The organism is Pseudomonas linyingensis, from assembly GCF_900109175.1.
Classification (GTDB): Bacteria; Pseudomonadota; Gammaproteobacteria; order Pseudomonadales; family Pseudomonadaceae; genus Geopseudomonas; species Geopseudomonas linyingensis.
Genome location: NZ_FNZE01000016.1, coordinates 65,032 through 90,945 on the forward strand (window position 1 = coordinate 65,032; position 25,914 = coordinate 90,945).

A 25,914-nucleotide genomic window follows, 5' to 3' on the forward strand; every position below is an offset into this window, starting at 1 on the left:
TCGGCCGCGCGGCGGCCGCGGACTTGCGGGTACGCTCAGTCGCGCGCGGAGCTCGCGCCGACCCAGCGATCCTCGCCGCCGACAGCGAAGTTGGGCAGGCTGTCGACCGGCTGGGCGAACTGGAAGGGAATCGACTCCACCGCCAGGCCGACGTTGCGCTGCACCACGAAGTGCAGGTGCGGACCGCTGCTGCGCCCGGTGTTGCCGGAGCGGGCGATCGGCGCACCGGCGCGCACCCGCTGCCCCACACCGACCTGCACCGAGCCCTGCTGCAGGTGCAGGTAGACGCCCATGGTGCCGTCGTCGTGGAGGATGCGCACATGGTTGCCGCCGGGATTGGGCGCGGCGCCGGCCTGGTTGTTGAGGGTGGCCACCACCATGCCGTCGCGCGCGGCGAGAATCGGCGTGCCTTCCGGCATGGCGATGTCCACCGCATAGCGGCCCTTGGGCGTGAAATGGCTGTACTTGCCATTGGCGCCCTGGCTCTGGCGGTACGGCCCGCCGCGCCAGGGCAGCGGATAGCGGTGTGGCTTGGGCAGCAGGCGCGGATCGCCGAGGGCGTGGCTGAGCCTGGGCGTGTAGCGCAGCGGCTGGGCTGGATCGCGCGGTGCCAGGGTCAGCAGGCGGATCTGGCTGCGCGGCGGCAGGATCCAGCGCAGCGGCCGGTCCGGCACGCCCGAGGCGTTGGCGACATCCTCCAGGCGCAGCTCGATCTCCACCGGCGCGAACATCTCGTTGTGCACCCGCAGGGTTTCGCCGCCGGCGTGCTTGTGGGTATCCAGATGCACCCGGTAGTCCAGCGGATCGTCGAGCACCGGCAGCGCGCCCTGCGGGCGACTGCCGGGCGCGGCGAGCTGGAACACCCGCGCGCCAGGGCTGGCCTGGTCGCTGTAGGTGACCACGCCATTGGCGTCGACGTGCTTGTAGACGGTCAGCGCGCTGACCGGAGCGGCCAGGCCGAGCAGGAGGGGCAACAGGAGCAGACGGGCAGGCATTATGGCACGCTGTCAGCAGATCGGGATCGGGCAAGCCTACAGGCAGCGGCGCGCCGCGGCGAGTCGCGCAGGCGCGGGTTGTGACCGGCCTCGCGCCCGGTGGCGGGGCATTCTGGCCCTGGCTTGACCCAGGTCAAGCCAGGGCCAGCGGCCGGAGCCGCACCAGGCGCCGGCCGCTGGCGACGCGAGCTGTCAGGCCTTGTCGTCGGCCGCCGCGGCCGGGCCCTGCTTGGCCAGGCCGGTGTGGCGCACGTCGGTGCCGCGCACCAGGTAGATCACCAGCTCGGCGATGTTGCGTGCGTGGTCGCCGATGCGCTCCAGCGAACGCAGCGCCCAGATCACGCTGAGCACGCGGGAGATCGAGCGCGGGTCTTCCATCATGTAGGTGGCCAGCTCGCGCAGGGCGCTCTTGTACTCGCGGTCGACGATCTTGTCGTACTGGGCCACCGACAGGGCCAGGTCGGCGTCGAAGCGGGCGAAGGCGTCCAGCGCCTCCTGGACCATCTTGCGCACCTGCTCGCCGATGTGGCGGATCTCGACGTAGCCGCGCGGCGCCTGGCCATCCTCGCACAGCTCGATGGCGCGCTTGGCGATCTTGGTGGCCTCGTCGCCGATGCGCTCGAGGTCGATCACCGACTTGGAGATGCTGATGATCAGGCGCAGGTCGGAGGCCGCCGGCTGGCGGCGGGCGAGGATGCGCACGCACTCCTCGTCGATGTCGCGCTCCATCTGGTTGATCTGCGCGTCGACCTCGCGCACCTGCTGGGCCAGGCCGGAGTCGGCGTCGACCAGCGCGTTGACCGCGTCGGTGACCTGCTTCTCCACCAGGCCGCCCATGGCCAGCAGGTGGCTGCGGATCTCCTCCAGCTCGGCGTTGAACTGGGCGGAGATGTGATGGGTAAGGCTGTCCTTGTTGATCATGTGCGAACCCTCGATGAAGCCGAATACGTTGGTAGGTGAAGTGGCCCTTGGAAAATCGTGTCGGGCAAGGAGGCGACGCGCAGACAGTACAATCAGTACGGCAAGCGTCGCCGACGCAGCCCGGCGCGATTTGCCATGGCCACTAGCCGTAGCGACCGGTGATGTAGTCTTCGGTCTGCTTCTTCGCCGGGTTGGTGAACAGGGTATCGGTGTCGCCCAGCTCGATCAGCTTGCCCATGTACATGAACGCGGTGTAGTCGGAAACCCGCGCCGCCTGCTGCATGTTGTGGGTGACGATGACGATGGTGTACTTGCTCTTCAGCTCGTGGATCAGCTCCTCGACCTTGAGGGTGGAGATCGGATCGAGCGCCGAGCAGGGTTCGTCGAGCAGCAGCACTTCCGGCTGCACCGCCACGGTACGGGCGATCACCAGGCGCTGCTGCTGGCCGCCGGAGAGACCCAGCGCCGAGTCGTGCAGGCGGTCCTTGACCTCGTCCCACAGCGCGGCGCTCTTCAGCGCCCACTCCACGGTCTCGTCGAGCACGCGTTTCTGGTTGATGCCCTGCAGGCGCAGGCCGTAGACCACGTTCTCGTAGATGCTCTTGGGGAACGGGTTGGGCTTCTGGAACACCATGCCGACGCGGCGGCGCAGCTCGGCGACGTCGACGCTCTTGGCGTAGATGTTGTGACCGTCGAGGCGGATCTCGCCGTCGACCCGGCAGCCGTCGACCAGATCGTTCATGCGGTTGAAGGTGCGCAGCAGGGTCGACTTGCCGCAACCGGACGGGCCGATGAAGGCGGTGACGCGGTTCTTCGGGATGTTCAGGCTGACGTCGAACAGCGCCTGCTTGTCGCCGTAGAACAGGTTGAGGCCGGGCACCTCGAGGGCCACCGGCTCGCTGGCCAGGTCGAGGGTCTGCTTCTTGCGGCCGAGGGCGCCGATGTCGATGCCGTGGCTGTGGGATTCGTGTTGCATGGGGTGTGCTCCACCGTTAACTCGGGTTCACCCGCAGGAGCGAACACTGCGGGCCATTGCGCGAGCGTCGCCCGCGCCTGTGTCGGTCTTAGTGATCCAGCGCCTTGTACTTCTCGCGCAGTTGGTTGCGGATGTACACCGCGCTCAGGTTGAGCAGGGCGATCACCAGCACCAGCAGCAGCGCGGTGGCGTACACCAGCGGGCGGGCGGCCTCGACGTTGGGGCTCTGGAAGCCGACGTCGTAGATGTGGAAGCCCAGGTGCATGATCTTTTGGTCGAGGTGCAGGTACGGGTAGTTGCCGTCCACCGGCAGGCTCGGCGCCAGCTTGACCACGCCGACCAGCATCAGCGGGGCCACTTCGCCGGCGGCGCGGGCCACGGCGAGGATCAGGCCGGTCATCATCGCCGGGCTGGCCATCGGCAGCACCACCTTCCACAGGGTCTCGGCCTTGGTCGCGCCGAGCGCCAGCGAACCTTCGCGCAGAGCCCGCGGGATGCGCGCCAGACCTTCCTCGGTGGCGACGATCACCACCGGCACGGCGAGGATCGCCAGGGTCAGCGAGGCCCACAGCAGGCCCGGGGTGCCGAAGGTCGGTGCCGGCGCCGCCTCGGGGAAGAACAGCCGGTCGATCGAGCCGCCCAGCACGTAGACGAAGAAGCCCAGACCGAACACGCCGTAGACGATCGCCGGCACGCCGGCCAGGTTGTTCACCGCGATGCGGATGATGCGAGTCAGCAGGCCCTGCTTGGCGTACTCGCGCAGGTAGATCGCTGCCAGCACGCCGAACGGGGTAACAATCACCGCCATGATCAGGGTCATCATCACGGTACCGAAGATCGCCGGGAAGATGCCGCCCTCGGTGTTGGCCTCGCGCGGCTCGTCGCTGACGAACTCCCACAGCTTGGCGAAGTAGAAGCCCAGCTTGTCGAAGGTGCCCATGCCGTTCGGCTGGTAGGCGCGCACCACCTTACCCAGGCTCAGCTCCAGCTCGCGACCGTCGACGGTCTTGACCATGATGCTGTCGCGATTGAACTGCTGCTGCAGGTCGATCAGCTGGCTTTCCAGCACCTTGTATTCGGCATCCCACTGGGCGCGCTCGGCGTCCAGGTCGGCCTGGGCAGCGGCGTCCAGGCGACCTTCCAGCTCCAGCCGGCGGGTCTGCAGGCGCAGGCGCTCGAGGCCGGCGTTGATGCGGCCGATGTCCTTCTTCTCGAGGCGGGCGATCTGCGCGTGCAGTTCGTCGACACGCTGGATGCGCGCCTGCAGCTCGGCCCAGGCGGCGTCGCCCTCGGCCACCGGCTTGCCGCCTTCCTTGACGCCCAGCAGGTAGCCGTAGAAGTTGCCCCACTCGCGGCGCTCGAGCACCATCAGCTGTTCGGGGGTGTGCGACTCATGCAGCCACTCGCCGACCACCCAGTTGAAGTCGGCGCCGAACACCTCGCGGTTGCCGACCTTGAGCAGCTCGCGGGTCATGAACTCGCCGCCCGCGGCATCCACCGGCAGGCCGCTGGCCGCCAGACGGGCCCGCGGCACTTCCTCGGCCTGCACCAGCTCGCCGGCGATCAGCTTGGCCGCCTGGCCGGGCACACGGTATTCGGCTTCCAGCACGTCGGCCGGCCAGAAGTGGCCGAGACCGCGCACGGCAATCACCGCCAGCAGACCGAGGGTCATGATCACCGCGATGGAGACGCCACCGCCGGTCATCCACACCCAGGGCGTGCCGCTCTTGAACCAGGCTTTGAGGTTTTTCTGTTTCACGTTCACGGACGTCTACCTTCCCGAGTCTTAGAGCGAGGCGTATTTCTTGCGCAGGCGGGTGCGAATCAGCTCCGCCAGGGTATTCATCACGAAGGTGAAGGTCAGCAGCACCAGCGCGGCGAGGAACAGCACGCGGTAGTGGCTGCCGCCGACCTCCGACTCCGGCATCTCCACCGCCACGTTGGCGGCCAGGGTGCGCAGGCCTTCGAAGATGTTCATTTCCATGATCGGCGTGTTGCCAGTGGCCATCAGCACGATCATGGTCTCGCCCACCGCGCGGCCCATGCCGATCATCAGCGCCGAGAAGATGCCCGGGCTGGCGGTGAGGATCACCACGCGGGTCAGGGTCTGCCACGGCGTGGCGCCGAGCGCCAGGGAGCCGAGGGTCAGGCTCTTCGGCACACTGAACACGGCGTCTTCGGCGATCGAATAGATATTGGGGATCACCGCGAAGCCCATGGCCAGACCGACCACCAGGGCGTTGCGCTGGTCGAAGGGGATGCCCAGGTCGTTGGACAGCCACAGGCGCATGTCGCCGGCGAAGAACCAGTTCTCCAGGTGGCCGCTCATGCCCAGCGACAAGGCGCCGACGGCGATGATCACCGGAATCAGCAGCGCCGCTTCCCAGCCGTCCGGCACGCGCAGACGGATGCTTTCCGGCAGGCGGCTCCACAGCCAGGCGGCGAGGATGATGCCGACCGGGGTCAGCAGCAGCAGGCTGAAGATGCCCGGCAGGTGGCCCTCGACGTAGGGGGCGAGGAACAGGCCGGCGAAGAAGCCGAGGATCACCGTCGGCAGCGCCTCCATCAGCTCGATCACCGGCTTGACCTTGCGGCGCATCGCCGGGGCCATGAAATAGGCGGTGTAGATCGCCGCGCAGATCGCCAACGGGGCGGCCAGCAGCATGGCGTAGAAGGCCGCCTTGAGGGTACCGAAGGCCAGCGGCGCGAGGCTCAGCTTGGGTTCGAAGTCGGTGTTGGCCGAGGTCGACTGCCAGACGTACTTGGGTTCGTCGTAGCTCTCGTACCAGACCTTGTTCCACAACGCGCTCCACGACACTTCCGGGTGCGGGTTGTCGATCACGAAGCGCTGCAGCTGGCCGTTGCTCTCCACCAGCACGCGACTGGCGCGCGGCGACAGCGCGGCGACCGCACTGCCCTCGGCGACCCGCTCGGTGAGCAGGGTGCGGTGCGCGGTGCTGTGGAAGATGCCCAGGGTGCCCTCGGCGTCCAGGGCGAGGAAGCCCTTGCGGCGCTCCTCGGCGAGGATCTGGGTCACCGGGCTGTCGCCCAGCTGGAAGTCGCGGATGCGGGTCAGCGCCGCCTTGCCATCCTGGTCGCGGACCATGAACCACTGGGCGATGCCGCCCTTGGAGTCGCCGACCATCAGCGAGATGCCACCGAGCAGCGGGCTGGCCGCGGTGATTTCGGTGTCGCCGTCGCGGGCCAGGTTGTAGCGACCGTTCAGGCTGTTGCTGCGCAGGTCGAACACGTCGGCGGTGGCGCGACCGTTGAACACGTACAGCCACAGGTGGCGCGGGTCGATCTCCAGGGCGTGGATCGGGTCGGCGATCTGCGGCAGGGCGATGCGTCGCTCGCTGAGGCTGGTCTCGCCGGTGAACAGGTTTTCCTCGCGCTCAAGACCGAGCACGTGCAGCTCGCTGCCGGTGGAGGCGGCCAGCAGCAGGGTCGAGCCGTTGAGGCTGAGGCCGACCTTGTCCAGCGCGCGACCCTGCGGGTCGAGGGCGATCGGCTCGGCGCCGAACGGATAGTCGATCCCGGCGACGATGGTCTTGACGTTGTCCGGGTAGGAAACCTTGTAGTTGTGCTGCAGCACCAGCACCTGGCCATTGGACAGGCCCAGCGCCACCCGACGGCTGCCCGGCTGGTCCTCGGCGACCGAGATGACTTGGCTGCCGGCCGGCAGGGCCACGTTGACGCTGTTCAGCGCAGCGCCGCTCTGCAGGTCGAAGAACTGCACCTGGCCGCGGCGGTCGAGGCGCATGGCTACCTGGTTCTGCTCCTCGATGGCCAGCAGCAGCGGCTGCTCCTGCTGCGCCAGCCAGGCCGGCTGCTGCGCGTCGTGCGCCTCGAGCGAAGCGCCGCCGAACAGCGGAATGACCACGCTGGCCAGGTAGAAGAAGATCAGGGTGATGGCGCCGAGCACGGCGAGACCGCCAATCGACACGTACCAGTGTGCCAGGCGGTCCTTGAGTGCGCGCATGCGCCGCTTGCGTTGCAGCGCCGGCGTATTGAAATCCAGTCGTTGCGTTTTCAGGGAGGAAGTCATGGTTTCGTTGGCCAAGTCATTCATGCGCACACCCTAACGGTGATTTATGACACAAAGATTACAGGGTGGTGACGCAGCAGCGCCCGCCACTCTCGGGAGGGGCGGGCGCTGCTCTGGCTCGGGCTTACGCCCGCGGCATCCGTGCCACTGTCAGTCGTCGACTTACAGGCCAAGATCCTTCAGGGTCTTCGCGGCGATCTTGCTCGGCATCGGGATGTAGCCGTCCTTCACCACCACTTCCTGGCCCTGCTTGGACAGCACCAGCTTGATGAACTCGGCGTCCAGCGGGCTCAGCGGCTTGTTCGGCGCCTTGTTCACGTACACGTAGAAGTAGCGCGCCAGCGGGAACTTGCCAGCCAGGGCGTTGACTTCGTTGGCTTCGAAGGCTTCGCCGCCCTTCTTGGACAGCGGTACGGCGCGCACGCTGGAGGTCTTGTAGCCGATGCCCGAGTAGCCGATGGCGTTCAGGGTGCTGGAGATCGACTGCACTACCGAGGCGGAACCCGGCTGCTCGTTCACGTTGGCCTTGAAGTCACCCTTGCACAGGGCTTCTTCCTTGAAGTAGCCGTAGGTGCCGGACACCGAGTTGCGGCCGAACAGCTGGATCGGCTTGGCCGCCCACTCGCCGGTCATGCCCAGGTCGCCCCAGGTGGTGATGTCCTTGTCGCCACCGCACAGGCGGGTGTTGGAGAAGATCGCGTCGACCTGGGCGATGTCCAGCGACTTGATCGGGTTGTCCTTGTGCACGAACACGGCCAGGGCGTCGATGGCCACCGGCACGGCGGTCGGCTTGTAGCCGTACTTCTCTTCGAAGGCCTGGATCTCGTTGTCCTTCATGGCGCGGCTCATCGGGCCCATGTTGGCGGTGCCTTCGGTCAGCGCGGGCGGCGCGGTGGAGGAACCGGCAGCCTGGATCTGGATGTTCACGTTCGGGTAGAACTTCTTGTATTCCTCGGCCCACAGGGTCATCAGGTTGGCCAGGGAGTCGGAGCCAACGCTGGACAGGTTGCCCGATACGCCGCTGGCCTTTTCGTAGGTCGGCAGAGCCGGGTCAATGGCGGCAACCGCACTGGCAGTGGTGACGCCGGCGGCGACGAAGGTCATGGCCGCCATCAAACGCTTCAATTTCATGCCTTGCTCCTAACGGATTGGAATGGTTCTGATCGGGGGCCAGTATCGGCAGGCCGCATGAACACTCTATGAAGCGATTATGACAATTGCGTGACGGGCATTTCGCCGCAGGCCGCCGCTCGGCGGTCGTGTGCATTCGCCACTGTCGGTATACTCTGCACCTTGGCACAATTGCTGCACCGCACAATAACAAACCGCACCCGAGCCCCCTTCCCGATGAACGATTTCGAACAGGACGACCCCATCCCCCAAGGCGACCTCGCCCTGCAGATCATCGCCCTGCCGCGCGAAACCAATGGCTTCGGCGACATCTATGGCGGCTGGCTGGTCGCCCAGATGGACCTCGCCGGCACCGCCATGGCCAGCCGCATCGCCGGCGGCCGGGTCGCCACGGTGGCCATCGACCGCATGGCCTTCCTGGTGCCGGTGGCGGTGGGCGCCCAGCTGTCGTTCTACACCCAGACGGTGGATATCGGCCGCAGCTCGGTGCGCCTGCTGATCGAGGTGTGGAGCGACGACCCGCTGAACAGCGAATGGCGCAAGGTCACCGAGGCGGTGTTCGTGTTCGTCGCCATCGACAGCAGTGGCCGCACGCGCACCCTGCCGTCACGCAACTGAAACATTCGCGTCATCCCACTCTAGTGGAAAACTCCCCAAGCGCCAGACAGCACAACGCCAGCCCGAGGGCTGGCGTTGGCGTTTCTGCATCCAGTATCCGGCGCGCGTGAGCGCGCCGCAAATCAACTGCGGATGTTGTAGATCAGCTTCTCGTTGTCCTCGGCATAGGCGAGCAGGCGCTTGAAGTAGGCCTTCTGCTGCGCCCACACCTTGGCTGCCGCCGGATCGGCGGCGGCGCTGGCCTCGACCACCTCGGCGGCCACCTCGCGCAGACGGGCGATGACCGCGTCAGGCAGGCGGCGCACGTCGACGCCCTCGGCCTTGAGCTTCTCCATGGCCTCCATGTTGCGCGCGTTGTAGTCGTCGAGCATGTCGCCGTTGACGTCACGGGCGGCGGCGCGAACGATGGCCTTGAGGTCGGCCGGCAGCTTGTCCCAGGCGCCCTGGTTGACGGTCAGCTCGAAGGTGACGTTGGGCTCCTGCCAGCCAGGGGTGTAGTAGTACTTGGCCGCCTTGTGCAGGCCCAGGGCCAGATCGTTGTACGGGCCGATCCACTCGGTGGCGTCGATGGCGCCGGTCTGCAGGGCGGTGAAGATCTCGCCGGCCGGCAGATTGACCACGGTGCCGCCCATCTTGGTCAGCACCTCGCCGCCGAGGCCCGGGGTGCGCATCTTCAGGCCCTTGAAGTCGTCGACGCTGTTGATTTCCTTGTTGAACCAGCCGGCGGTCTGCACGCCGGTGGCGCCGCAGGCGAAGGGCACCACGTTGAACGGCTTGTACACCTCTTCCCACAGCTGCATGCCGCCGCCGTAGTGCAGCCAGGTGTTCATTTCCTGGGCGTTGGGGCCGAACGGCAGGGCGCAGAAGAACTGCGCGGCCGGCACCTTGCCCTTCCAGTAGTAGGGCGCGCCGTGGCCCATCTCGGCGGTGCCGCGCGACACCGCGTCGAACACCTCCAGCGCCGGCACCAGTTCGCCGGCCGCATAGATCTTGACCTGCAGGCGGCCGTTGCTCATTTCGTTGACCAGGCGGGCGAAGCGCTCGGCGCCAACGCCCACCCCGGGAAAGTTCTTCGGCCAGGAGGTGACCATCTTCCAGGTGAAGGTTTCGGCGGGAGCGGCCGCCTGGGTTTCCTTGCTTTCGTTCTGCTTCTGGCAACCGGCCAGTGCGGTGGCGGCCAGACCGACACCGGCAGCGGCGAGAATGTCACGACGTTTCATGCAGGACTCCTTGTTGTTTTACTGGCGCTACCGGCTGTTGCGGCAAGCCTGGCTCTTGGTTATCACAGTCTCGACTTTTATCTCAAGCCTAGTCGCAACGGCTAGACTGACAAACGGTAACTACCGCTCGTCTGCCGATTGCCGTCCGGCCCATCTGTTGCGAGAATCGCCGGCCTGACCAATTTACAACCACAAGGATCTGCCCATGTCGGATTCACCGCCTGCCTTGCTGAAACTGGCGCGCGCCATCGAGACGCTCAATGCGCGTTTCGGTCAGGCCTGCGCCTGGCTGACCCTGTTCCTGGTCTTCGCCACCGCCCTGGTGGTGGTGTTGCGCTACGGCTTCGGTATCGGCGCCATCGCCGTGCAGGAGGCGGTGATGTACGCCCACGCCCTGGTGTTCATGGGGGCCGCCGCCTGGACCCTGCAGCGTGGCGGCCACGTGCGGGTGGATATCTTCTACCAGAAGTGTTCGCCACGCCGGCAGGCGGTCATCGACCTGTTCGGCCACCTGTTCCTGCTGCTGCCGGTGTGCCTGTTCCTCGCCTGGAACAGCTGGGACTACGTCGCCTCCTCCTGGGCTACCCGCGAGGTCTCCAACGAGACCGGCGGCCTGGCCTTCGTCTACCTGCAGAAGAGCATCATCCTGGTCCTGCTGGTCAGCCTGATCCTGCAGGCCGTGGCCGACATCATCACCTGTGGCTACCGCCTGGCCGGCCGTCTGCCCTTCCCGGAGGTGCACCATGGTTGAGATGATGGCAATCCTGCTGTTCATCTGCATCTGCGTGGTGCTGATGGCGGGCTATCCGGTGGCCTTCACCCTCGGCGGCGTGTCGCTGCTGTTCGCCGGCATCGGCATGCTCACCGGCACCTTCGATGGCGGCTACCTGCACGCCCTGCCCAACCGCCTGTTCGGCATCATGAACAACCAGACCATGCTGGCGGTGCCGCTGTTCGTGTTCATGGGCGTGATGCTGGAGAAGTCGCGGGTCGCCGAGGATCTGCTGGAGTCGATGTCGCGGCTGTTCGGCACCCTGCGCGGCGGTCTGGCGATCTCGGTGTGCGTGGTCGGCGCGCTGCTCGCCGCCAGCACCGGCATCGTCGGCGCCACCGTGGTGACCATGGGTCTGCTGGCCCTGCCGACCATGCTGCGCCGCGGCTATGACCCGGCCGTGGCCACCGGCACCCTCGCCGCCACCGGTACCCTGGGGCAGATCATTCCGCCGTCGATCATCCTCGTGCTGCTCGGCGACGTGATGTCCAGCGCCTACCAGCAGGCGCAGCTGAAGATGGGCGTGTTCTCGCCGAAGACCGTGTCGGTGGGCGACCTGTTCGTCGGCGCGCTGATCCCCGGCCTGGTGCTGGTCGGCCTGTACATCCTCTACCTGATCGGCGTCGCCATCCTGCAGCCCAAGAAGCTGCCGGCGCTGTCCAAGGAGGAGCTGGGGCCGATCGAGTGGGGCAAGCTGTTCGGTGCACTGATCCCGCCGCTGGTGCTGATCGCGGCGGTGCTCGGCTCGATCCTCGCCGGCTACGCCACCCCGACCGAGGCCGCGGCGCTGGGCGCGGTGGGCGCCATGCTGCTGGCCCTGAGCAAACGCAAGCTGAACTTCACCCAGCTCAAGGAAGTGGCCTTCGGCACCGCCGAGATCAGCGCCATGGTGTTCCTGATCCTGATCGGCGCCTCGCTGTTCTCCCTGGTGTTCCGCGGCTTCGGCGGCGAGGTGCTGATCGAGGACATGTTCGCCCAGCTGCCCGGCGGCGTGCTCGGCGCGTTCTGCGTGGTGATGCTGGTGATCTTCCTGCTCGGCTTCATCCTCGACTTCATCGAGATCACCTTTGTGGTGGTGCCGATCGTCGGCCCGGTGCTGCTGGCCATGGGCCTCGACCCGGTGTGGCTGGGGGTGATGATCGCCCTCAACCTGCAGACCTCGTTCCTCACCCCGCCATTCGGCTTCTCGCTGTTCTACCTGCGCGGCGTCACCCCGCGCTCGGTGCCGACCAGTGTGATGTACAAGGGCGTGGTGCCGTTCATCATCATCCAGCTGCTGATGCTGGTGGTCGCCTACGTCTGGCCGGGCCTGATCACCTGGCTGCCCGAGGTGGTGTACGGCAAGTAAGTCTGAGCTGTAACGAGAAGGGCCGGTCACATGACCGGCCCTTGGCGTTTATGAGCCCCGCGGCGCCGGCTGCTGCTGGGTGATGCAGTGGATATTGCCGCCGCCGAGGAGGATCTCCCGCCCCGGTACCATCACCACCTCGTGCGCGGGGAACAGGCACTGCAGGATCGCCTCGGCCTCGGCATCACACGGATCGTCGAAGCTCGGCGCGACGATGCCGCCGTTGACGATCAGGAAGTTGACGTAGGAACCGGCCAGGCGGATCGACGGATCGCGTGGCTGGCTGCCGGGCACCAGGTCCACCCCGGCGCACTCCTCGGCGCTGGCGTGCAGCGGGCCGGGAATCGGCATGCGGTGCACGGTCAGCGCGCGGCCCTTGGCGTCGCGCGCCTGCTCGAGCACCGCCAGCGCATCCCGGCAGCGCGACCAGTTGGGATCGCGCTCGTCGTCGCTCCAGGCCAGCAGCACCTCGCCCGGGCGCACGAAGCAGCAGAAGTTGTCGACGTGCCCGTCGGTCTCGTCGTTGTACAGCCCGTGCGGCAGCCAGATCACCTTGTCCACCGCCAGATGGGCGTGCAGCACCGCCTCGATCTCGCCACGGGTCAGCTGCGGATTGCGGTTGGGGTTGAGCAGGCACTCCTCGGTGGTCAGCAGGGTGCCCTCGCCGTCGACGTGGATGGCGCCGCCCTCGAGCACGAAGCCCTCGGTGCGATAGCGCGCGCAGCACTCGATGTCGAGGATCTTGCCGGCCACCTGGTCGTCGTGGTTCCACGGCGCGTACAGGCCGCCGTCGAAGCCACCCCAGGCGTTGAAGGTCCAGTCCACCCCGCGCAGCTCGCCGCTGGCGTTGACCACGAAGGTCGGCCCGGTATCGCGCACCCAGGCGTCGTCGCTGCTCATCTCCACCACGCGGATGTCGCCATGGGCCAGGCGGGCGCGGGCGTTGGCGTACTGCCCGGCGCTGACGCACACCGTCACCGGCTCGAAGCGCGCGATGGCCTTGGCCACGGCGACGAAGGCGGCCTGCGCCGGCTTGGCGCCGAGCCGCCAGTTGTCCGGACGCTCCGGCCAGACCATCCAGGTCTGGCTGTGCGGTGCCCATTCGGCCGGCATGCGGAAGCCGTCGGCACGCGGGGTGGTGTTGAGGGTGGTCATGGGGTCACCTGAGGCAGAGGATAAGAACTCCCTCTCCCGCTGGCGGGAGAGGGTCGGGGAGAGGGTGGCCAGCCGAGGCACCCTCTCCCCCTGCCCCTCTCCCATGAATGGGCGAGGGGAGCATGGCCGTGCGCTTACTCGGACCTGTGTTCGCCATCCAGGGTTGCCAGCGGTCCATAGAGGTTCGGCCGGCGGTCGCGGAACACGCCCCAGGCGCTGCGCAGGTGCTCCAGCTGGTCGAGATCGAAGCTGTGCACCAGCACGCCCTCCTCGCCCTCGCCCAGTTCGGCGACCTTGGCCCCGAACGAGTCGGTGATGAACGACGATCCGTAGAAGTTGATGTGGTAGTCGTCCTGATCTTCGCGACCGATGCGGTTGCTGGCGATCAGCGGCATCAGGTTGGCGCCGGCATGGCCCTGCTGCACGCGCTGCCAGTGCTCGCGGGAGGTGATGGTCGGGTCGTGCGGCTCGCTGCCGATGGCGGTCGGGTAGAGCAGCAGCTCGGCACCCTGCAGGGCCATGGCCCGCGCGCACTCGGGGAACCACTGGTCCCAGCAGATGCCGACGCCGATCCTGGCGTAGCAGGTGTTCCACACCTTGAAGCCGGTATCGCCGGGGTTGAAGTAGTACTTCTCGTGGTAGCCCGGGCCATCGGGAATGTGGCTCTTGCGGTAGACGCCGAGCAGGCTGCCATCGGCGTCGATGATGGCGATGCTGTTGAAGCGCGCGCGCCCGGCACGCTCGAAGAAGCTGATCGGCAACACCACCGCCAGCTCGCGGGCGACCTTGCGAAAATGTGCGATGGCCTCGTTGGTTTCCAGCGGGGTGGCCAGCTGCAGGTAGTCCGGGTTGGGCTTCTGGCAGAAGTACGGGGTTTCGAACAGCTCCTGGAGGAGGATGATCTGCGCCCCCTGCGCCGCCGCCCGGCGCACCAGCTTCTCGGCGTTGGCGATGTTGGCGGACCGCTCCCAGGAACAGGCCATCTGGGTGGCGGCGACGGTGACGATGCGGGACATGGCGACCTCGTGACGACGCGGAAGGAAGTGCCTTCAAGCTGGCAGAGGATGGCGGCGGGGTCAAATGGCAGGGTGGATCAACCAGCGCGCGCTCGTGTGGGAGGCGCGCCCTCGCGGCGCTGCGGGCCGCTGGCCCGCCATGAACATTCGCGCATCACCCCGCGGCCGGACCGTCCACCGCGTAGCGCCAGCCATCACACCGTATGCAGGTACCAGTTGTACTCGAGGTCGGAGATCGAGTGCTCGAACTCCTCCAGCTCGTGTTCCTTGCAGGCGACGAAGATGTCGATGTAGTCGGGGTTGATGTAGCGACCGAGGATCTCGCTGTCGTCCAGCGCGCGCAGGGCGTCGCGCAGGTTGTTGGGCAGGCTCTGCTCGACCTGCTCGTAGGAGTTGCCCTCGATCGGCTCGCCCGGCTCGATCCGCTGGCTCAGGCCATGGTGCACGCCGGCCAGCAAGGAGGCCATCAGCAGGTAGGGGTTGGCGTCGGCGCCGGCCACGCGCTGCTCGATGCGCAGCGCATCCGGGTTGCCGGTGGGCACGCGCAGCGCCACCGTGCGGTTGTCCAGGCCCCAGGACGGCGCGTTGGGCACGTAGAACTGCGAGCCGAAGCGGCGGTACGAGTTGACGTTCGGGCACAGGAAGGCCATCGACGCCGGCAGCGCCTCGAGCACCCCGCCGATGGCGTGGCGCAGGGCGTCGTTCTCCAGCGGATTCTCGGCGGCGAAGATGTTCCTGCCTTCCTTGTCGAGCAGCGAGATGTGCACGTGCAGCCCATTGCCGGCCTGGCCCGGGTAGGGCTTGGCCATGAAGGTGGTGTCCATCTCGTGGTCGTAGGCGGTGTTCTTGATCAGGCGCTTGAGCAGCACGGCGTAGTCGCAGGCCGCGATCGGGTCGTTGACATGATTGAGATTGACCTCGAACTGCGCCGGCGCACTTTCCTTGACGATGGCGTCGGCGGGGATCCCCTGGATGTGGGCGCCGTCGAGGATGTCGCGCAGGCAGTCGGCGTACTCGTCGAGATCGTCGATGGAGTAGACCTGCACCGCCTGCGGGCGCTTGCCGGAGATCGGCGAGCGCGGCGGCTGCGGGCGGCCGTTCACGTTCTCCTGATCGATCAGGTAGAACTCCAGCTCGAAGGCCGCGCACACGGTCAGGCCCATGTCGGTGAAGCGCTGCACCACCTGGCGCAGCACTTCGCGCGGATCGGCGAAGAACGGCTTGCCGGCCATCTCGTGCATGGTCATCAGCAGCTGCGCGGTGGGCCGCCGCTGCCAGGGCTCCATGCACAGGGTGCCGGGAATCGGCAGGCACACGCGGTCGGCATCGCCGATGTCGAGGCCCAGCCCCGAGCTTTCCACGGTCGTGCCCTGGATATCCAGCGCGAACAGCGAGGCCGGAAGGTTGATGCCCTTCTCGTAGACCTTGAGCAGATTGCTGCGGTCGATGCGCTTGCCGCGCACCACGCCGTTCATGTCCGCAATAAGGAGGTCGATGAACTGGACCTCGGGATGTTCCGCAAGGAACTCGTTCGCTTCGTCGAGCAGAACGGCACTCGTAGCGGCCAACATGATGGGACACCTTATCTTTGTTAAAAATTTCAAGCACGTGCCGGTATGGTTTTGAGTCAATCCCAAAGGCCATAGGTTGTCAATAGGCCCAAATGTTGCACGCTGTTTGGGCACGGCGACCGATTTCGGGGCAGCGCAAGGTTGCCCAACGGGCGCGATCAGCGGCCATTTGTCGTCCGTGTTCAGGTAAATCGGCAACAGTTGTCGAAAAAATCGAACAAGGCTAATCTCGAATCAGACCCTCAACCGAAGACCACCGGTGCCCCATGTCCCGCCAGCCTCTGATCGGCGTCAGCGCCTGCAGCAAACAGATCGGCCCGCATCCCTTCCACATTGCCGGCGACAAGTACCTGCGCGCCGTGGCCATCGCCGCCGGCGGCCTGCCGCTGGTCATCCCGGCCACCCCCGCGCTGATCGACATTCCCGACCTGCTCGAGCGCCTCGACGGCCTGCTGCTCACCGGCTCGCCGTCCAACGTCGAACCGCACCACTACCAGGGCCCGGACAGCGCACCGGGCACCCCCCATGACCCGGCCCGCGACAGCCTGACCCTGCCGCTGATCCGCGCGGCGGTGGACGCCGGGGTGCCGCTGCTCGGCATCTGCCGCGGCTTCCAGGAGATGAACGTGGCCTTCGGCGGCACCCTGCACCAGCGCGTGCATGAGGTAGGCCCATTCATGGATCACCGCGACGATCCGGAGCAACCGCTGGAAGTGCAGTACGGCCTGCGCCACCCCTTGTACGTGCAGCCCGGCGGCCTGCTGGAGCAGCTCGGCCTGGGCCCGCAGTTCGAGGTCAACTCGGTGCATGGCCAGGGCGTCGAGCGCCTGGCGCCTGGCCTGCGCATCGAGGGCCTGGCGCCGGACGGCCTGGTCGAGGCTTTCTCCGTCGAGCGCGCGCGCACCTTCGCCCTCGGCGTGCAGTTCCACCCCGAGTGGCAGGTGAGCGAACACCCGGCCTATCTGGCGATCTTCCGCGCCTTCGGCGAGGCCTGCCGCAGGCGGGCAGAGCAACGCTGAGCCATGCTGTAAGGGATTACTGATTTGCGAGGTCACCATGGCAACCAAGCTGGACCGCCTGAGCAGCTGGCTGAAGGAGCGCAAGATCATCGAGGTGGAGTGCCTGGTCACCGATCTTAACGGTATTGCCCGCGGCAAGATCGCGCCAACCAGCAAGTTCCTCGCCGAGCGCGGCATGCGCCTGCCGGAGAGTGTGCTGCTGCAGAGCGTCACCGGCGACTACGTCGAAGACGAGATCTACTACGAGCTGCTTGACCCGGCCGACATCGACATGTTCTGCCGCCCGGACGAGCAGGCGATGTTCCTCGTGCCCTGGGCCGCCGAGCCGACCGCGATGGTGATCCACGACAGCTACGACAAGGTCGGCAACCCCACCGATTTGTCGCCGCGCAACGTGCTCAAGCACGTGCTCAAGCTGTATGCCGAGCGGGGCTGGCAGCCGATCGTGGCACCGGAGATGGAGTTCTACCTGACCCAGCGCTGCGACGACCCCGACTACCCGCTGCAGCCGCCGGTGGGCCGCTCCGGACGCCAGGAGACCGGCCGGCAGTCGTTCTCCATCGATGCCGCCAACGAGTTCGACCCGCTGTTCGAGGACATGTACGCCTGGTGCGAGGCCCAGGGCCTGGACCTGGACACCCTGATCCACGAGGAAGGCACCGCGCAGATGGAGATCAACTTCCGTCACGGCGACGCCCTGCAACTGGCCGACCAGATCTTCGTGTTCAAGCGCACCTTGCGCGAGGCAGCGTTCAAGCACGGCGTCACCGCCACCTTCATGGCCAAGCCGATGACCGGCGAGCCGGGCAGCGCCATGCATCTGCACCAGAGCGTGGTCGACCGGGTGAGCGGACGCAACGTGTTCTCCAGCGAGGACGGCAGCATGAGCGAGCTGTTCCTCAACCACATCGCCGGTCTGCAGAAGCTGATTCCCGAGGCGCTGCCGCTGTTCGCGCCCAACGTCAATTCGTTCCGCCGCTTCCTGCCCGACACCTCGGCGCCGGTCAACGTCGAGTGGGGCGAGGAGAACCGCACCGTCGGCCTGCGCGTGCCGGACGCCAACCCGCAGAACCGCCGGGTGGAGAACCGCCTGCCGGGCGCCGACGCCAACCCCTACCTGGCCATCGCCGCCAGCCTGCTGTGCGGCTACGTCGGCATGGTCGAGGGCCTGCACCCGACGCCGCAGGTCAAGGGCCGCGCCTACCAGCGGCGCAACCTGCGCCTGCCGCTCAACCTCGAGGCGGCGCTGGAGGCCATGGAGCAGTCGAAGACCCTCGAGCGCTACCTGGGCCGGCGCTTCTGCCGCGGCTACGTGGCGGTCAAGCGGGTCGAGAACGAGAACTTCAAACGGGTGATCAGCTCCTGGGAGCGCGAATTCCTGCTGCTCTCGGTGTGAGTGCAGACACCCAACCACCATTTTCATCAGGGGGAAGCGCAATGACCCAGCACCGCACCACCGCCGAGTGGCAGGCCCTCGGCCGCGAGCACCTGCTCGCGCCCTTCACCGACTACAAGCAGCTCGGCGCCAAGGGCGCACGCATCATCACCCGCGCCGACGGCGTCTACCTGTGGGACAGCGAGGGGCACAAGATCCTCGACGGCATGGCCGGCCTGTGGTGCGTCAACGTCGGCTACGGCCGCCGCGAGCTGGCCGACGTCGCCCACCGGCAGATGCTCGAGCTGCCCTTCTACAACCTGTTCTTCCAGACCGCCCACCCGCCGGCCATCGAGCTGGCGGCGGCGATCGCCGAGCTCACCCCGCCGGGCATGCAGCACGTGTTCTTCACCGGCTCCGGCTCGGAGGCCAACGACACCGTGCTGCGCCTGGTGCGCCACTACTGGGCGATCAAGGGCCAGCCACAGAAGAAGGTGATCATCGGCCGCATCAACGGCTACCACGGCTCCACGGTGGCCGGCGCCAGCCTCGGCGGTATGAAGGCGATGCACGAGCAGGGCGACCTGCCGATCCCCGGCATCGAGCACATCGCCCAGCCCTACTGGTACGGCGAGAGCGGCGCGATGGATCCGCAGGCCTTCGGCGAGTGGGCCGCCAACGAGCTGGAGAAGAAGATCCTCGAGGTCGGCGAGGAGAATGTCGCCGCCTTTATCGCCGAGCCGATCCAGGGCGCCGGCGGGGTGATCATCCCGCCGCAGAGCTACTGGCCACGGGTGCGACAGATCCTCGCCAAGTACGACATTCTGTTCGTCGCCGACGAGGTGATCTGCGGTTTCGGGCGCACCGGCGAATGGTTCGGCAGCCAGTACTACGGCCTGGAACCGGACCTGATGCCGATCGCCAAGGGCCTGACCAGCGGCTATCTGCCGATGGGTGGGGTGATCGTCCGCGATCATGTGGCACAGACCCTGAGCGAGGGCGGCGAGTTCTACCACGGCTACACCTATTCCGGGCACCCGGTAGCCGCCGCCGTGGCGCTGGAGAACATCCGCATCCTGCGCGAGGAGAAGATCGTCGAGCGGGTGAAGGCGGAAACGGCACCCTATTTGCAAAAACGCTGGCAGGAGCTGGCCGACCACCCGTTGGTGGGCGAGGCCCGCGGCCTGGGCATGCTCGGTGCGCTGGAACTGGTCAGGGACAAGAAGAGCCGCGCCCGCTTCGAGGGCGGCATCGGCATGCGCTGTCGCGAGCACTGCTTCCGCAACGGCCTGATCATGCGCGCGGTGGGCGACACCATGATCGTCTCGCCGCCGCTGGTGATCACCCCGGAGCAGGTCGACGAGTTGGTCAGCCTGGCGCGCAAGTGCCTGGATGCCACCGCTGCCGAGGTGCGCGGCTGACGCGCAGGGAGCAGCTCGCATCCTGGCCGCAGTTTTGCAGCGGACAGTTGAGCGCCACGGCAGTCCTTGCCAGACTCTGCCACCGTGCGCTGGCCAGACTCACCCGGGGTGCGGATGCCGACGGCGCTCCACAGGAAACCATTAGGAACAACAGGAAGAACAACCCGATGAAAGCATTCGCCAAGACCCTCCTCGCTGCCGCCCTGGCCGTCACCGTAGCCGGTGCAGCCCAGGCCGACGACAAGGTGCTGCACGTCTACAACTGGTCCGACTACATCGCGCCGAACACCCTGGAGAAGTTCGAGAAGCAGAGCGGTATCAAGGTCGTCTACGACGTCTACGACAGCAACGAAACCCTGGAAGCCAAGCTGCTGGCCGGCCAGTCGGGCTACGACATCGTGGTGCCGTCGAACAACTTCCTCGCCAAGCAGATCAAGGCCAAGGTCTACCAGCCGCTGGACAAGGCCAAGCTGTCCAACTGGGACAACCTCAACAAGGATCTGCTGAAGACCCTGGAAGTCAGCGACCCGGGCAACCAGTACGCCATCCCCTACATGTGGGGCTCGATCGGCATCGGCTTCAACCCGGAGAAGGTCAAGGCCGCGCTGGGCGAAAACGCCCCGGTGGACTCCTGGGATCTGCTGTTCAAGCCGGAGAACATCGAGAAGCTGAAGGGCTGCGGAGTGAGCTTCCTCGACTCGCCGACCGAGATCCTGCCGATCGCCCTGCACTACCTGGGCTACCCGACCGACAGCCAGGACCCCAAGCAGCTGAAGGAAGCCGAGGCGCTGTTCCTCAAGATCCGTCCGTCGGTGACCTACTTCCACTCCTCCAAGTACATCTCCGACCTGGCCAACGGCAATATCTGCGTGGCCGTGGGCTACTCGGGTGACGTCTACCAGGCCAAGTCGCGCGCCGAGGAAGCCGGTGGCGCGGTGAAGGTTTCCTACAACATTCCCAAGGAAGGCGCGGGCACCTTCTTCGACATGGTGGCCATCCCCGCCGACGCCAAGAACCCGGCTGGCGCCCACGCCTTCATCAACTTCCTGATGCAGCCGGAGATCATGGCCGAGATCACCGACGAGGTGCAGTTCCCCAACGCCAACGCCGCGGCGACCCCGCTGGTGGCCGAGGAGATCCGCAACGACGCGGGCATCTACCCGAGCGCCGAGACCATGAAGAAGCTGTACACCACCGTCGACCTGCCGGCCAAGGTGCAGCGCGACATGACCCGCAGCTGGACCAAGATCAAGTCGGGTCAGTAAGTACCACGGGGGCCGCGGCAGGCACTGCCGCGGACTGCCGGGTGCGCTTTCACCGGCCAGCGGCCACCGCCGCTGGCCGCCCACCAGGAGGACTCGCCCGTGCAGCCCCCATCCCCCATCGCCCTGCTGCTCGGCGCGGCCACCGCGCTGGTGCTCAGCGCCCCGCTGCTGGCGGCGCCGCGCGTGCACATCTACAACTGGTCTGACTACATCGGCGAGAACACCCTGCAGGAATTCCAAGAACAGACCGGAATCGTCGCCCAGTACGACGTGTTCGACGCCAACGAAACCCTCGAGGGCAAGCTGCTCGCCGGACGCAGCGGCTACGACGTGGTGGTGCCGTCCAACCACTTCCTCGGCCGACAGATCCAGGCCGGCGCCTTCCAGAAGCTCGACCGCAGCCAGCTGCCCAACTGGGACAACCTCGACCCGCAGCTGATGCAGCAGCTCGAGCGCAACGACCCGGGCAACGCCTACGCCGTGCCCTACCTGTGGGGCACCAACGGCATCGGCTACAACGTCGACAAGGTCAAGGCGGTGCTCGGTATCGAGCGCATCGACTCCTGGGCCGTGCTGTTCGAACCGCAGAACATCGAGAAGCTGTCCGCCTGCGGCGTGGCCTTCCTCGACTCGGCCGACGAGATGATCCCGGCCATGCTCAACTACCTGGGCCTCGATCCCAACAGCCAGAACCCGGAAGACTACGCCAGGGCCGAGGAGAAGCTGCGGGCGATCCGTCCCCACGTGACCTACTTCCACTCGTCCAAGTACATCGCCGACCTGGCCAACGGCGACATCTGCGTGGCCGCCGGCTTCTCCGGCGACGTGCTGCAGGCCGCCGACCGCGCTGAGGAAGCCGGCAACGGCGTGCAGATCGCCTACAGCATCCCCCGCGAGGGCGGCAACCTGTGGTTCGACATGCTGGCCATCCCGGCCGATGCGAAGAACGTGCGCGAGGCGCACCAGTTCATCAATTTCCTGCTGCAACCGGCGGTGATCGCCACGATCAGCGAGCATGTCGGCTACGCCAACCCCAACCTCAAGGCCGGCCCCCTGATGGATGCCGAAGTTCGCGGCAACACGGCCATCTATCCACCGCAAGAAGTGCTGGATCGCCTCTTTGTTTCTGCGCAATTGCCCGCTAATGTGCAGCGCCTCATGACCCGTAGCTGGACCCGCATCAAGTCCGGCCAATGACCCCCACTCACCCGGCCCCGCCAGGCGGCCGGGTTCGCCAGCTCTGGGAGTATTAGATGGCGACACCCCCCACTGCCCAAAAGAAAGCCGTGACCGACGCGCAAGCCAGGGAAATCCTCGTCAAGATCGACCGGGTAACCAAGAAGTTCGACGAAATGATCGCGGTGGACGACGTCTCGCTGAGCATCCACAAGGGCGAGATCTTCGCCCTGCTCGGCGGCTCCGGCTGCGGCAAGTCGACCCTGCTGCGCATGCTCGCCGGCTTCGAACGGCCCAGCGAGGGACGCATCCTCCTCGACGGCCAGGACATCACCGATCTGCCGCCCTACGAGCGGCCGATCAACATGATGTTCCAGTCCTACGCGCTGTTCCCGCACATGAGCGTGGAACAGAACATCGCCTTCGGCCTCAAGCAGGACGGCCTGCCCAAGGCCGAGATCGACGAACGCGTGGCCGAGATGCTCAAGCTGGTGCAGATGAGCCAGTACGCCCGGCGCAAGCCGCACCAGCTGTCCGGCGGCCAGCGCCAGCGCGTGGCCCTGGCCCGCTCGCTGGCCAAACGGCCCAAGCTGCTGCTGCTCGACGAGCCGATGGGCGCACTGGACAAGAAGCTGCGCTCGCAGATGCAGCTGGAACTGGTGGAGATCATCGAGCGGGTCGGCGTGACCTGCATGCTGGTCACCCACGACCAGGAAGAGGCGATGACCATGGCCGGGCGCATCGCCATCATGCACCAGGGCTGGATCGCCCAGGTCGGCACGCCGATGGACATCTACGAGACCCCGGCCAGCCGGCTGGTCTGCGAGTTCATCGGCAGCGTCAACCTGTTCGAGGGCGAGCTGGTGGAGGACGACCCCGACCACGCGATGATCGTCTGCCCGCAGCTGGAGCGGCCGATCTACATCGGCCACGGCATATCCACCCGCGCCGAGGAGAAGCACGTCACCTACGCCCTGCGCCCGGAAAAGCTGCTGCTGAGCATGGACAAACCCGAGCTGGAGCACGCCGACTACAACTGGTCGACCGGCAAGGTGCGGGACATCGCCTACCTCGGCGGCCATTCGGTGTACCACGTCGAGCTGCCCTCGGGTCTGGTGGTGCAGGCGTTCATGGCCAATGCCGAGCGCCACGTGCAGCGCCCGACCTGGGGCGACCCGGTGTACGTGTCGTGGATCGACGACAGCGGCGTGGTGCTGCAGTCATGAACCCGTCCAAGCGCCTGCTGCCCTCCGGCCGCCAGTTGGTCATCGGCGTGCCGTTCTTCTGGCTGCTGCTGTTCTTCCTGCTGCCGTTCGCCATCGTGCTGAAGATCAGCTTCGCCGAAGTCGAGGTGGCGATTCCGCCGTACAGCGAGATCGTCAGCTGGGCCGACAACCAGCTGAGCGTGCTGCTCAACCTCGGCAACTACGTGTTCCTCAGCGAGGACGAGCTGTACCTGGCCGCCTACCTCGGTTCGCTGCAGATCGCCACCATCAGCACCCTGCTGTGCCTGCTGATCGGCTACCCGATGGCCTACGCCATCAGCCGTGCCAGCAAGGAAATGCAGACGGTGTGGCTGCTGCTGATCATGATGCCGACCTGGACGGCGATCCTGATCCGCGTCTACGCCTGGATGGGCATCCTCAGCAACAACGGCCTGCTCAATGCCCTGCTGCAGGGCCTCGGCCTGATCGAGGCACCGCTGCAGATCCTCAACACCGACCTCGCCGTGTACATCGGCATCGTCTACGCCTACCTGCCGTTCATGGTGCTGCCGCTGTACGCCAACCTGGTCAAGCACGACGCCAGCCTGCTGGAGGCCGCCGCCGACCTCGGCGCGCGCCATCTGACCAGCTTCTGGAAGATCACCGTGCCGCTGTCGAAGAACGGCATCGTCGCCGGCTGCATGCTGGTGTTCATCCCGGTGGTCGGCGAGTTCGTCATCCCCGAGCTGCTCGGCGGCCCGGAGACCCTGATGATCGGCAAGGTGCTGTGGCAGGAGTTTTTCAACAACCGCGACTGGCCGGTGGCCGCCGCGCTGGCGGTGGTGATGCTGGCGATCCTGCTGGTGCCGATCATCCTGTTCAACAGGAACCAGGCCAAGGAACTGGAGGGCAAGGTATGAGGTATGCCAACGGCGTGGGCGGGCCATCCTGTTCAACCGGCTTTCCAACCAAAAGCAGGGCGAAAAAGCTGGAGGGACGGGCATGAAGCGCTTCAGTTTCTCCAGCAGCATGCTGATCGCCGGCATGCTGTTCATCTACCTGCCGATGCTGATCCTGGTGATCTACTCGTTCAACGCCTCGCGCCTGGTCACGGTGTGGGGCGGCTGGTCGCTGCACTGGTACGCCGGGCTGCTCGACAACCGCCAGCTCATGAGCGCAGTGGGCCGTTCGCTGGAGATCGCCTTCTATACCGCGATCGCCGCCACCGCTCTGGGCACCCTGGCCGCCTTCGTGCTGACCCGCATCCCGCGCTTTCGCGGCCGCACCGTGTTCGGCGGCATGGTCACCGCGCCGCTGGTGATGCCCGAGGTGATCACCGGTCTGTCGCTGCTGCTGCTGTTCGTGGCCATGGGCCAGCTGATCGGCTGGCCGGCCGAGCGCGGCCTGCTGACCATCTGGATCGCCCACACCACCTTCTGCACCGCCTACGTGGCGGTCATCGTCTCGGCGCGCCTGCGCGAGCTGGACCTGTCGATCGAGGAGGCGGCCATGGATCTGGGCGCACGGCCGTGGAAGGTGTTCCTGTTGATCACCATCCCGATGATCGCGCCGTCGCTGGCCGCCGGGGCGATGATGTCCTTCGCCCTGTCGCTGGACGACCTGGTACTGGCCAGCTTCGTCTCCGGCCCCGGCGCCACCACCTTGCCGATGGAGATCTTCTCCGCCGTGCGCCTGGGGGTGAAGCCGGAAATCAACGCGGTGGCCAGCCTGATCCTGCTGGTGGTGTCGCTGTTCACCTTCCTCGCCTGGTACTTCACCCGCCGCGCCGAGCTGCACCGCAAGCGGGCCATCGTCCAGGCCATGGAGGAGACCGTGAAAGGCAGCTGAGGCGCCTTTTCCCGACCGTAACGACAAGGGCCACCCGGCGGGGTGGCCCTTTTAGTTTCTGCGCTCCGGTAGGAGCGCATTCATTCGCGATCCGCAGGACATCCGATCACAGATGAATCGGCCCCTACTCAACATCACTCCTGCTTGAGCACCTGCGGCAGCTGCAGGGCCAGCTTGGCCGGGTTCAGCGGTGCGCGGATGAAGCCGCGCTGGCGGCCGTCCGGGCCGATCAACGCCAGATTGCCGCTGTGATCGACGGTGTAGTGCTGCTTGCTGGTATCGCCGGGGATGAAGGGGATGCTCACCGCGTTGGCCAGCTGCTGGATCTGCGCCAGCTCGCCGGTCAGGCCGGTGAAGCCGGCCTTGTAGTAGCCGAGGTACTGCCTGAGCTGCTCGGGGGTGTCGCGGTTGGGATCTACGCTGACCATGGTCACCGTGTAGCGCTCCAGCACCTCGGGCGGCAGCTGGTTCCTGAGCTGGCGCAGCTCGGCCAGGGTGGTCGGGCAGATGTCCGGGCAGAAGGTGTAGCCGAAGAACAGCAGGGTCCAGCGCCCCTTGAGCTGGTCCATGGCCTGCGCCTGGCCGTTCTCGTCGAGCAGGCTCAATGCCGGCAGGGCGCGACTCTGCGGCAACAGGATGATGCCGGCGTCGGCCAGCGCCGCCGGGTCGCTCTGCTGCGGCGCGTTGAGCACCTTGCTGACGGTCAGGCCGAGCACCAGGGCGATGACGGCGGCGAGGATGAGAACGGTCTTGTGGATACGGGTCATGGGCTCGGGTTCATGTGCAGAAGGGACAGGCGCGGCTCTGCCGGCCACGCCCGCTGCGGAAGGCTCG

General features: G+C 66.6%; 22 protein-coding genes. 11 read left to right on the forward strand and 11 right to left on the reverse strand.

Translation table 11 applies throughout. The features are described from left to right. Positions 1–35: 35 nt before the first annotated feature. The 6 genes from BMZ19_RS17655 to BMZ19_RS17680 all read right to left on the reverse strand — a co-directional run bounded on the left by BMZ19_RS17655 (position 36) and on the right by BMZ19_RS17680 (position 8,071). On the reverse strand, positions 36–995 hold the full coding sequence (locus tag BMZ19_RS17655; protein WP_090312898.1) for a peptidoglycan DD-metalloendopeptidase family protein: 960 nt from the start codon (positions 993–995) through the stop codon (positions 36–38). A gap of 192 nt (positions 996–1,187) precedes the next feature. Continuing rightward, positions 1,188–1,916, reverse strand: coding sequence for a phosphate signaling complex protein PhoU (gene phoU, locus BMZ19_RS17660; protein ID WP_090312899.1), 729 nt, complete (start codon positions 1,914–1,916; stop codon positions 1,188–1,190). Between the two features lie 142 nt (positions 1,917–2,058). Next, a complete protein-coding gene (gene pstB, locus BMZ19_RS17665) occupies positions 2,059–2,892 on the reverse strand; it encodes a phosphate ABC transporter ATP-binding protein PstB (RefSeq protein ID WP_090312900.1) in 834 nt (277 codons plus the stop codon). Positions 2,893–2,980: 88 nt separating this feature from the next. After that, positions 2,981–4,597 (reverse strand): phosphate ABC transporter permease PstA, encoded by a 1,617-nt coding sequence (gene pstA, locus BMZ19_RS17670; protein WP_425287182.1) that lies wholly within the window; start codon positions 4,595–4,597, stop codon positions 2,981–2,983. 81 nt (positions 4,598–4,678) lie between these two features. Further along, on the reverse strand, positions 4,679–6,964 hold the full coding sequence (locus tag BMZ19_RS17675; protein ID WP_090312901.1) for an ABC transporter permease subunit: 2,286 nt from the start codon (positions 6,962–6,964) through the stop codon (positions 4,679–4,681). 138 nt (positions 6,965–7,102) lie between these two features. After that, complete coding sequence (locus BMZ19_RS17680) at positions 7,103–8,071, reverse strand: phosphate ABC transporter substrate-binding protein PstS family protein (RefSeq protein ID WP_090312902.1); 969 nt, start codon at positions 8,069–8,071, stop codon at positions 7,103–7,105. Between the two features lie 216 nt (positions 8,072–8,287). Between BMZ19_RS17680 and BMZ19_RS17685 the strand changes: the two genes are divergently transcribed. Further along, positions 8,288–8,689, forward strand: a complete 402-nt coding sequence (locus BMZ19_RS17685; protein WP_090312903.1) for an acyl-CoA thioesterase — start codon at positions 8,288–8,290, stop codon at positions 8,687–8,689. A gap of 122 nt (positions 8,690–8,811) precedes the next feature. Here the strand turns inward: BMZ19_RS17685 and BMZ19_RS17690 are convergent, their stop codons facing one another. Next, positions 8,812–9,909 (reverse strand): TRAP transporter substrate-binding protein, encoded by a 1,098-nt coding sequence (locus tag BMZ19_RS17690; protein ID WP_090312904.1) that lies wholly within the window; start codon positions 9,907–9,909, stop codon positions 8,812–8,814. 205 nt (positions 9,910–10,114) lie between these two features. Here BMZ19_RS17690 and BMZ19_RS17695 point away from each other — a divergent pair, with 205 nt between their 5' ends. Continuing rightward, positions 10,115–10,660, forward strand: coding sequence for a TRAP transporter small permease subunit (locus BMZ19_RS17695; RefSeq protein WP_090312905.1), 546 nt, complete (start codon positions 10,115–10,117; stop codon positions 10,658–10,660). Then, positions 10,653–12,029: a TRAP transporter large permease gene (locus BMZ19_RS17700; protein WP_090312906.1), complete on the forward strand. Its 1,377-nt coding sequence runs from the start codon at positions 10,653–10,655 to the stop codon at positions 12,027–12,029. The genes BMZ19_RS17695 and BMZ19_RS17700 overlap by 8 nt, the downstream gene beginning before the upstream one ends. Before the next feature lie 48 nt (positions 12,030–12,077). Here the strand turns inward: BMZ19_RS17700 and aguA are convergent, their stop codons facing one another. The 3 genes from aguA to BMZ19_RS17715 all read right to left on the reverse strand — a co-directional run bounded on the left by aguA (position 12,078) and on the right by BMZ19_RS17715 (position 15,771). Continuing rightward, positions 12,078–13,184 (reverse strand): agmatine deiminase, encoded by a 1,107-nt coding sequence (aguA, locus tag BMZ19_RS17705; protein ID WP_090312907.1) that lies wholly within the window; start codon positions 13,182–13,184, stop codon positions 12,078–12,080. 134 nt (positions 13,185–13,318) lie between these two features. Then, on the reverse strand, positions 13,319–14,200 hold the full coding sequence (aguB, locus tag BMZ19_RS17710) for an N-carbamoylputrescine amidase (protein WP_090312908.1): 882 nt from the start codon (positions 14,198–14,200) through the stop codon (positions 13,319–13,321). Positions 14,201–14,394: 194 nt separating this feature from the next. Continuing rightward, positions 14,395–15,771 carry a glutamine synthetase family protein gene (locus tag BMZ19_RS17715; protein ID WP_090312909.1) on the reverse strand — a complete coding sequence of 459 codons (1,377 nt, stop codon included), beginning with the start codon at positions 15,769–15,771 and terminating at the stop codon, positions 14,395–14,397. Positions 15,772–16,037: 266 nt separating this feature from the next. Between BMZ19_RS17715 and BMZ19_RS17720 the strand changes: the two genes are divergently transcribed. From BMZ19_RS17720 to BMZ19_RS17755, 8 genes are all read left to right on the forward strand, one after another. Beyond that, positions 16,038–16,790 carry a gamma-glutamyl-gamma-aminobutyrate hydrolase family protein gene (locus tag BMZ19_RS17720; RefSeq protein WP_090312910.1) on the forward strand — a complete coding sequence of 251 codons (753 nt, stop codon included), beginning with the start codon at positions 16,038–16,040 and terminating at the stop codon, positions 16,788–16,790. A 37-nt stretch (positions 16,791–16,827) separates the two neighbouring features. Then, positions 16,828–18,186, forward strand: coding sequence for a glutamine synthetase family protein (locus BMZ19_RS17725; protein WP_090312911.1), 1,359 nt, complete (start codon positions 16,828–16,830; stop codon positions 18,184–18,186). 41 nt (positions 18,187–18,227) lie between these two features. Further along, entirely contained in the window at positions 18,228–19,586 is a 1,359-nt protein-coding gene (locus BMZ19_RS17730; RefSeq protein ID WP_090312912.1) for an aspartate aminotransferase family protein, read from the forward strand. A gap of 167 nt (positions 19,587–19,753) precedes the next feature. Next, on the forward strand, positions 19,754–20,851 hold the full coding sequence (locus BMZ19_RS17735) for a polyamine ABC transporter substrate-binding protein (protein ID WP_090312913.1): 1,098 nt from the start codon (positions 19,754–19,756) through the stop codon (positions 20,849–20,851). A gap of 117 nt (positions 20,852–20,968) precedes the next feature. Next, positions 20,969–22,048 carry a polyamine ABC transporter substrate-binding protein gene (locus BMZ19_RS17740; protein ID WP_090312938.1) on the forward strand — a complete coding sequence of 360 codons (1,080 nt, stop codon included), beginning with the start codon at positions 20,969–20,971 and terminating at the stop codon, positions 22,046–22,048. Positions 22,049–22,104: 56 nt separating this feature from the next. Next, on the forward strand, positions 22,105–23,253 hold the full coding sequence (locus BMZ19_RS17745; RefSeq protein WP_090312914.1) for an ABC transporter ATP-binding protein: 1,149 nt from the start codon (positions 22,105–22,107) through the stop codon (positions 23,251–23,253). Positions 23,254–23,270: 17 nt separating this feature from the next. After that, entirely contained in the window at positions 23,271–24,152 is an 882-nt protein-coding gene (locus BMZ19_RS17750) for an ABC transporter permease subunit (RefSeq protein ID WP_170847803.1), read from the forward strand. Positions 24,153–24,234: 82 nt separating this feature from the next. Continuing rightward, positions 24,235–25,080: an ABC transporter permease subunit gene (locus tag BMZ19_RS17755; RefSeq protein WP_090312916.1), complete on the forward strand. Its 846-nt coding sequence runs from the start codon at positions 24,235–24,237 to the stop codon at positions 25,078–25,080. A 134-nt stretch (positions 25,081–25,214) separates the two neighbouring features. Here the strand turns inward: BMZ19_RS17755 and BMZ19_RS17760 are convergent, their stop codons facing one another. Further along, positions 25,215–25,847: an SCO family protein gene (locus BMZ19_RS17760; protein WP_090312917.1), complete on the reverse strand. Its 633-nt coding sequence runs from the start codon at positions 25,845–25,847 to the stop codon at positions 25,215–25,217. Positions 25,848–25,914: the final 67 nt, after the last annotated feature.

Excerpts from the sequence above, each read along its gene's own strand:
- BMZ19_RS17655 (WP_090312898.1), bottom strand. The coding sequence starts at position 995 with ATGCCTGCCCGTCTGCTCCTGTTGCCCCTCCTGCTCGGCCTGGCCGCT.
- phoU (WP_090312899.1), bottom strand. The coding sequence starts at position 1,916 with ATGATCAACAAGGACAGCCTTACCCATCACATCTCCGCCCAGTTCAAC.
- pstB (WP_090312900.1), bottom strand. The coding sequence starts at position 2,892 with ATGCAACACGAATCCCACAGCCACGGCATCGACATCGGCGCCCTCGGC.
- pstA (WP_425287182.1), bottom strand. The coding sequence starts at position 4,597 with ATGACCGGCGGTGGCGTCTCCATCGCGGTGATCATGACCCTCGGTCTG.
- BMZ19_RS17675 (WP_090312901.1), bottom strand. The coding sequence starts at position 6,964 with ATGAATGACTTGGCCAACGAAACCATGACTTCCTCCCTGAAAACGCAA.
- BMZ19_RS17680 (WP_090312902.1), bottom strand. The coding sequence starts at position 8,071 with ATGAAATTGAAGCGTTTGATGGCGGCCATGACCTTCGTCGCCGCCGGC.
- BMZ19_RS17685 (WP_090312903.1), top strand. The coding sequence starts at position 8,288 with ATGAACGATTTCGAACAGGACGACCCCATCCCCCAAGGCGACCTCGCC.
- BMZ19_RS17690 (WP_090312904.1), bottom strand. The coding sequence starts at position 9,909 with ATGAAACGTCGTGACATTCTCGCCGCTGCCGGTGTCGGTCTGGCCGCC.
- BMZ19_RS17695 (WP_090312905.1), top strand. The coding sequence starts at position 10,115 with ATGTCGGATTCACCGCCTGCCTTGCTGAAACTGGCGCGCGCCATCGAG.
- BMZ19_RS17700 (WP_090312906.1), top strand. The coding sequence starts at position 10,653 with ATGGTTGAGATGATGGCAATCCTGCTGTTCATCTGCATCTGCGTGGTG.
- aguA (WP_090312907.1), bottom strand. The coding sequence starts at position 13,184 with ATGACCACCCTCAACACCACCCCGCGTGCCGACGGCTTCCGCATGCCG.
- aguB (WP_090312908.1), bottom strand. The coding sequence starts at position 14,200 with ATGTCCCGCATCGTCACCGTCGCCGCCACCCAGATGGCCTGTTCCTGG.
- BMZ19_RS17715 (WP_090312909.1), bottom strand. The coding sequence starts at position 15,771 with ATGTTGGCCGCTACGAGTGCCGTTCTGCTCGACGAAGCGAACGAGTTC.
- BMZ19_RS17720 (WP_090312910.1), top strand. The coding sequence starts at position 16,038 with ATGTCCCGCCAGCCTCTGATCGGCGTCAGCGCCTGCAGCAAACAGATC.
- BMZ19_RS17725 (WP_090312911.1), top strand. The coding sequence starts at position 16,828 with ATGGCAACCAAGCTGGACCGCCTGAGCAGCTGGCTGAAGGAGCGCAAG.
- BMZ19_RS17730 (WP_090312912.1), top strand. The coding sequence starts at position 18,228 with ATGACCCAGCACCGCACCACCGCCGAGTGGCAGGCCCTCGGCCGCGAG.
- BMZ19_RS17735 (WP_090312913.1), top strand. The coding sequence starts at position 19,754 with ATGAAAGCATTCGCCAAGACCCTCCTCGCTGCCGCCCTGGCCGTCACC.
- BMZ19_RS17745 (WP_090312914.1), top strand. The coding sequence starts at position 22,105 with ATGGCGACACCCCCCACTGCCCAAAAGAAAGCCGTGACCGACGCGCAA.
- BMZ19_RS17755 (WP_090312916.1), top strand. The coding sequence starts at position 24,235 with ATGAAGCGCTTCAGTTTCTCCAGCAGCATGCTGATCGCCGGCATGCTG.
- BMZ19_RS17760 (WP_090312917.1), bottom strand. The coding sequence starts at position 25,847 with ATGACCCGTATCCACAAGACCGTTCTCATCCTCGCCGCCGTCATCGCC.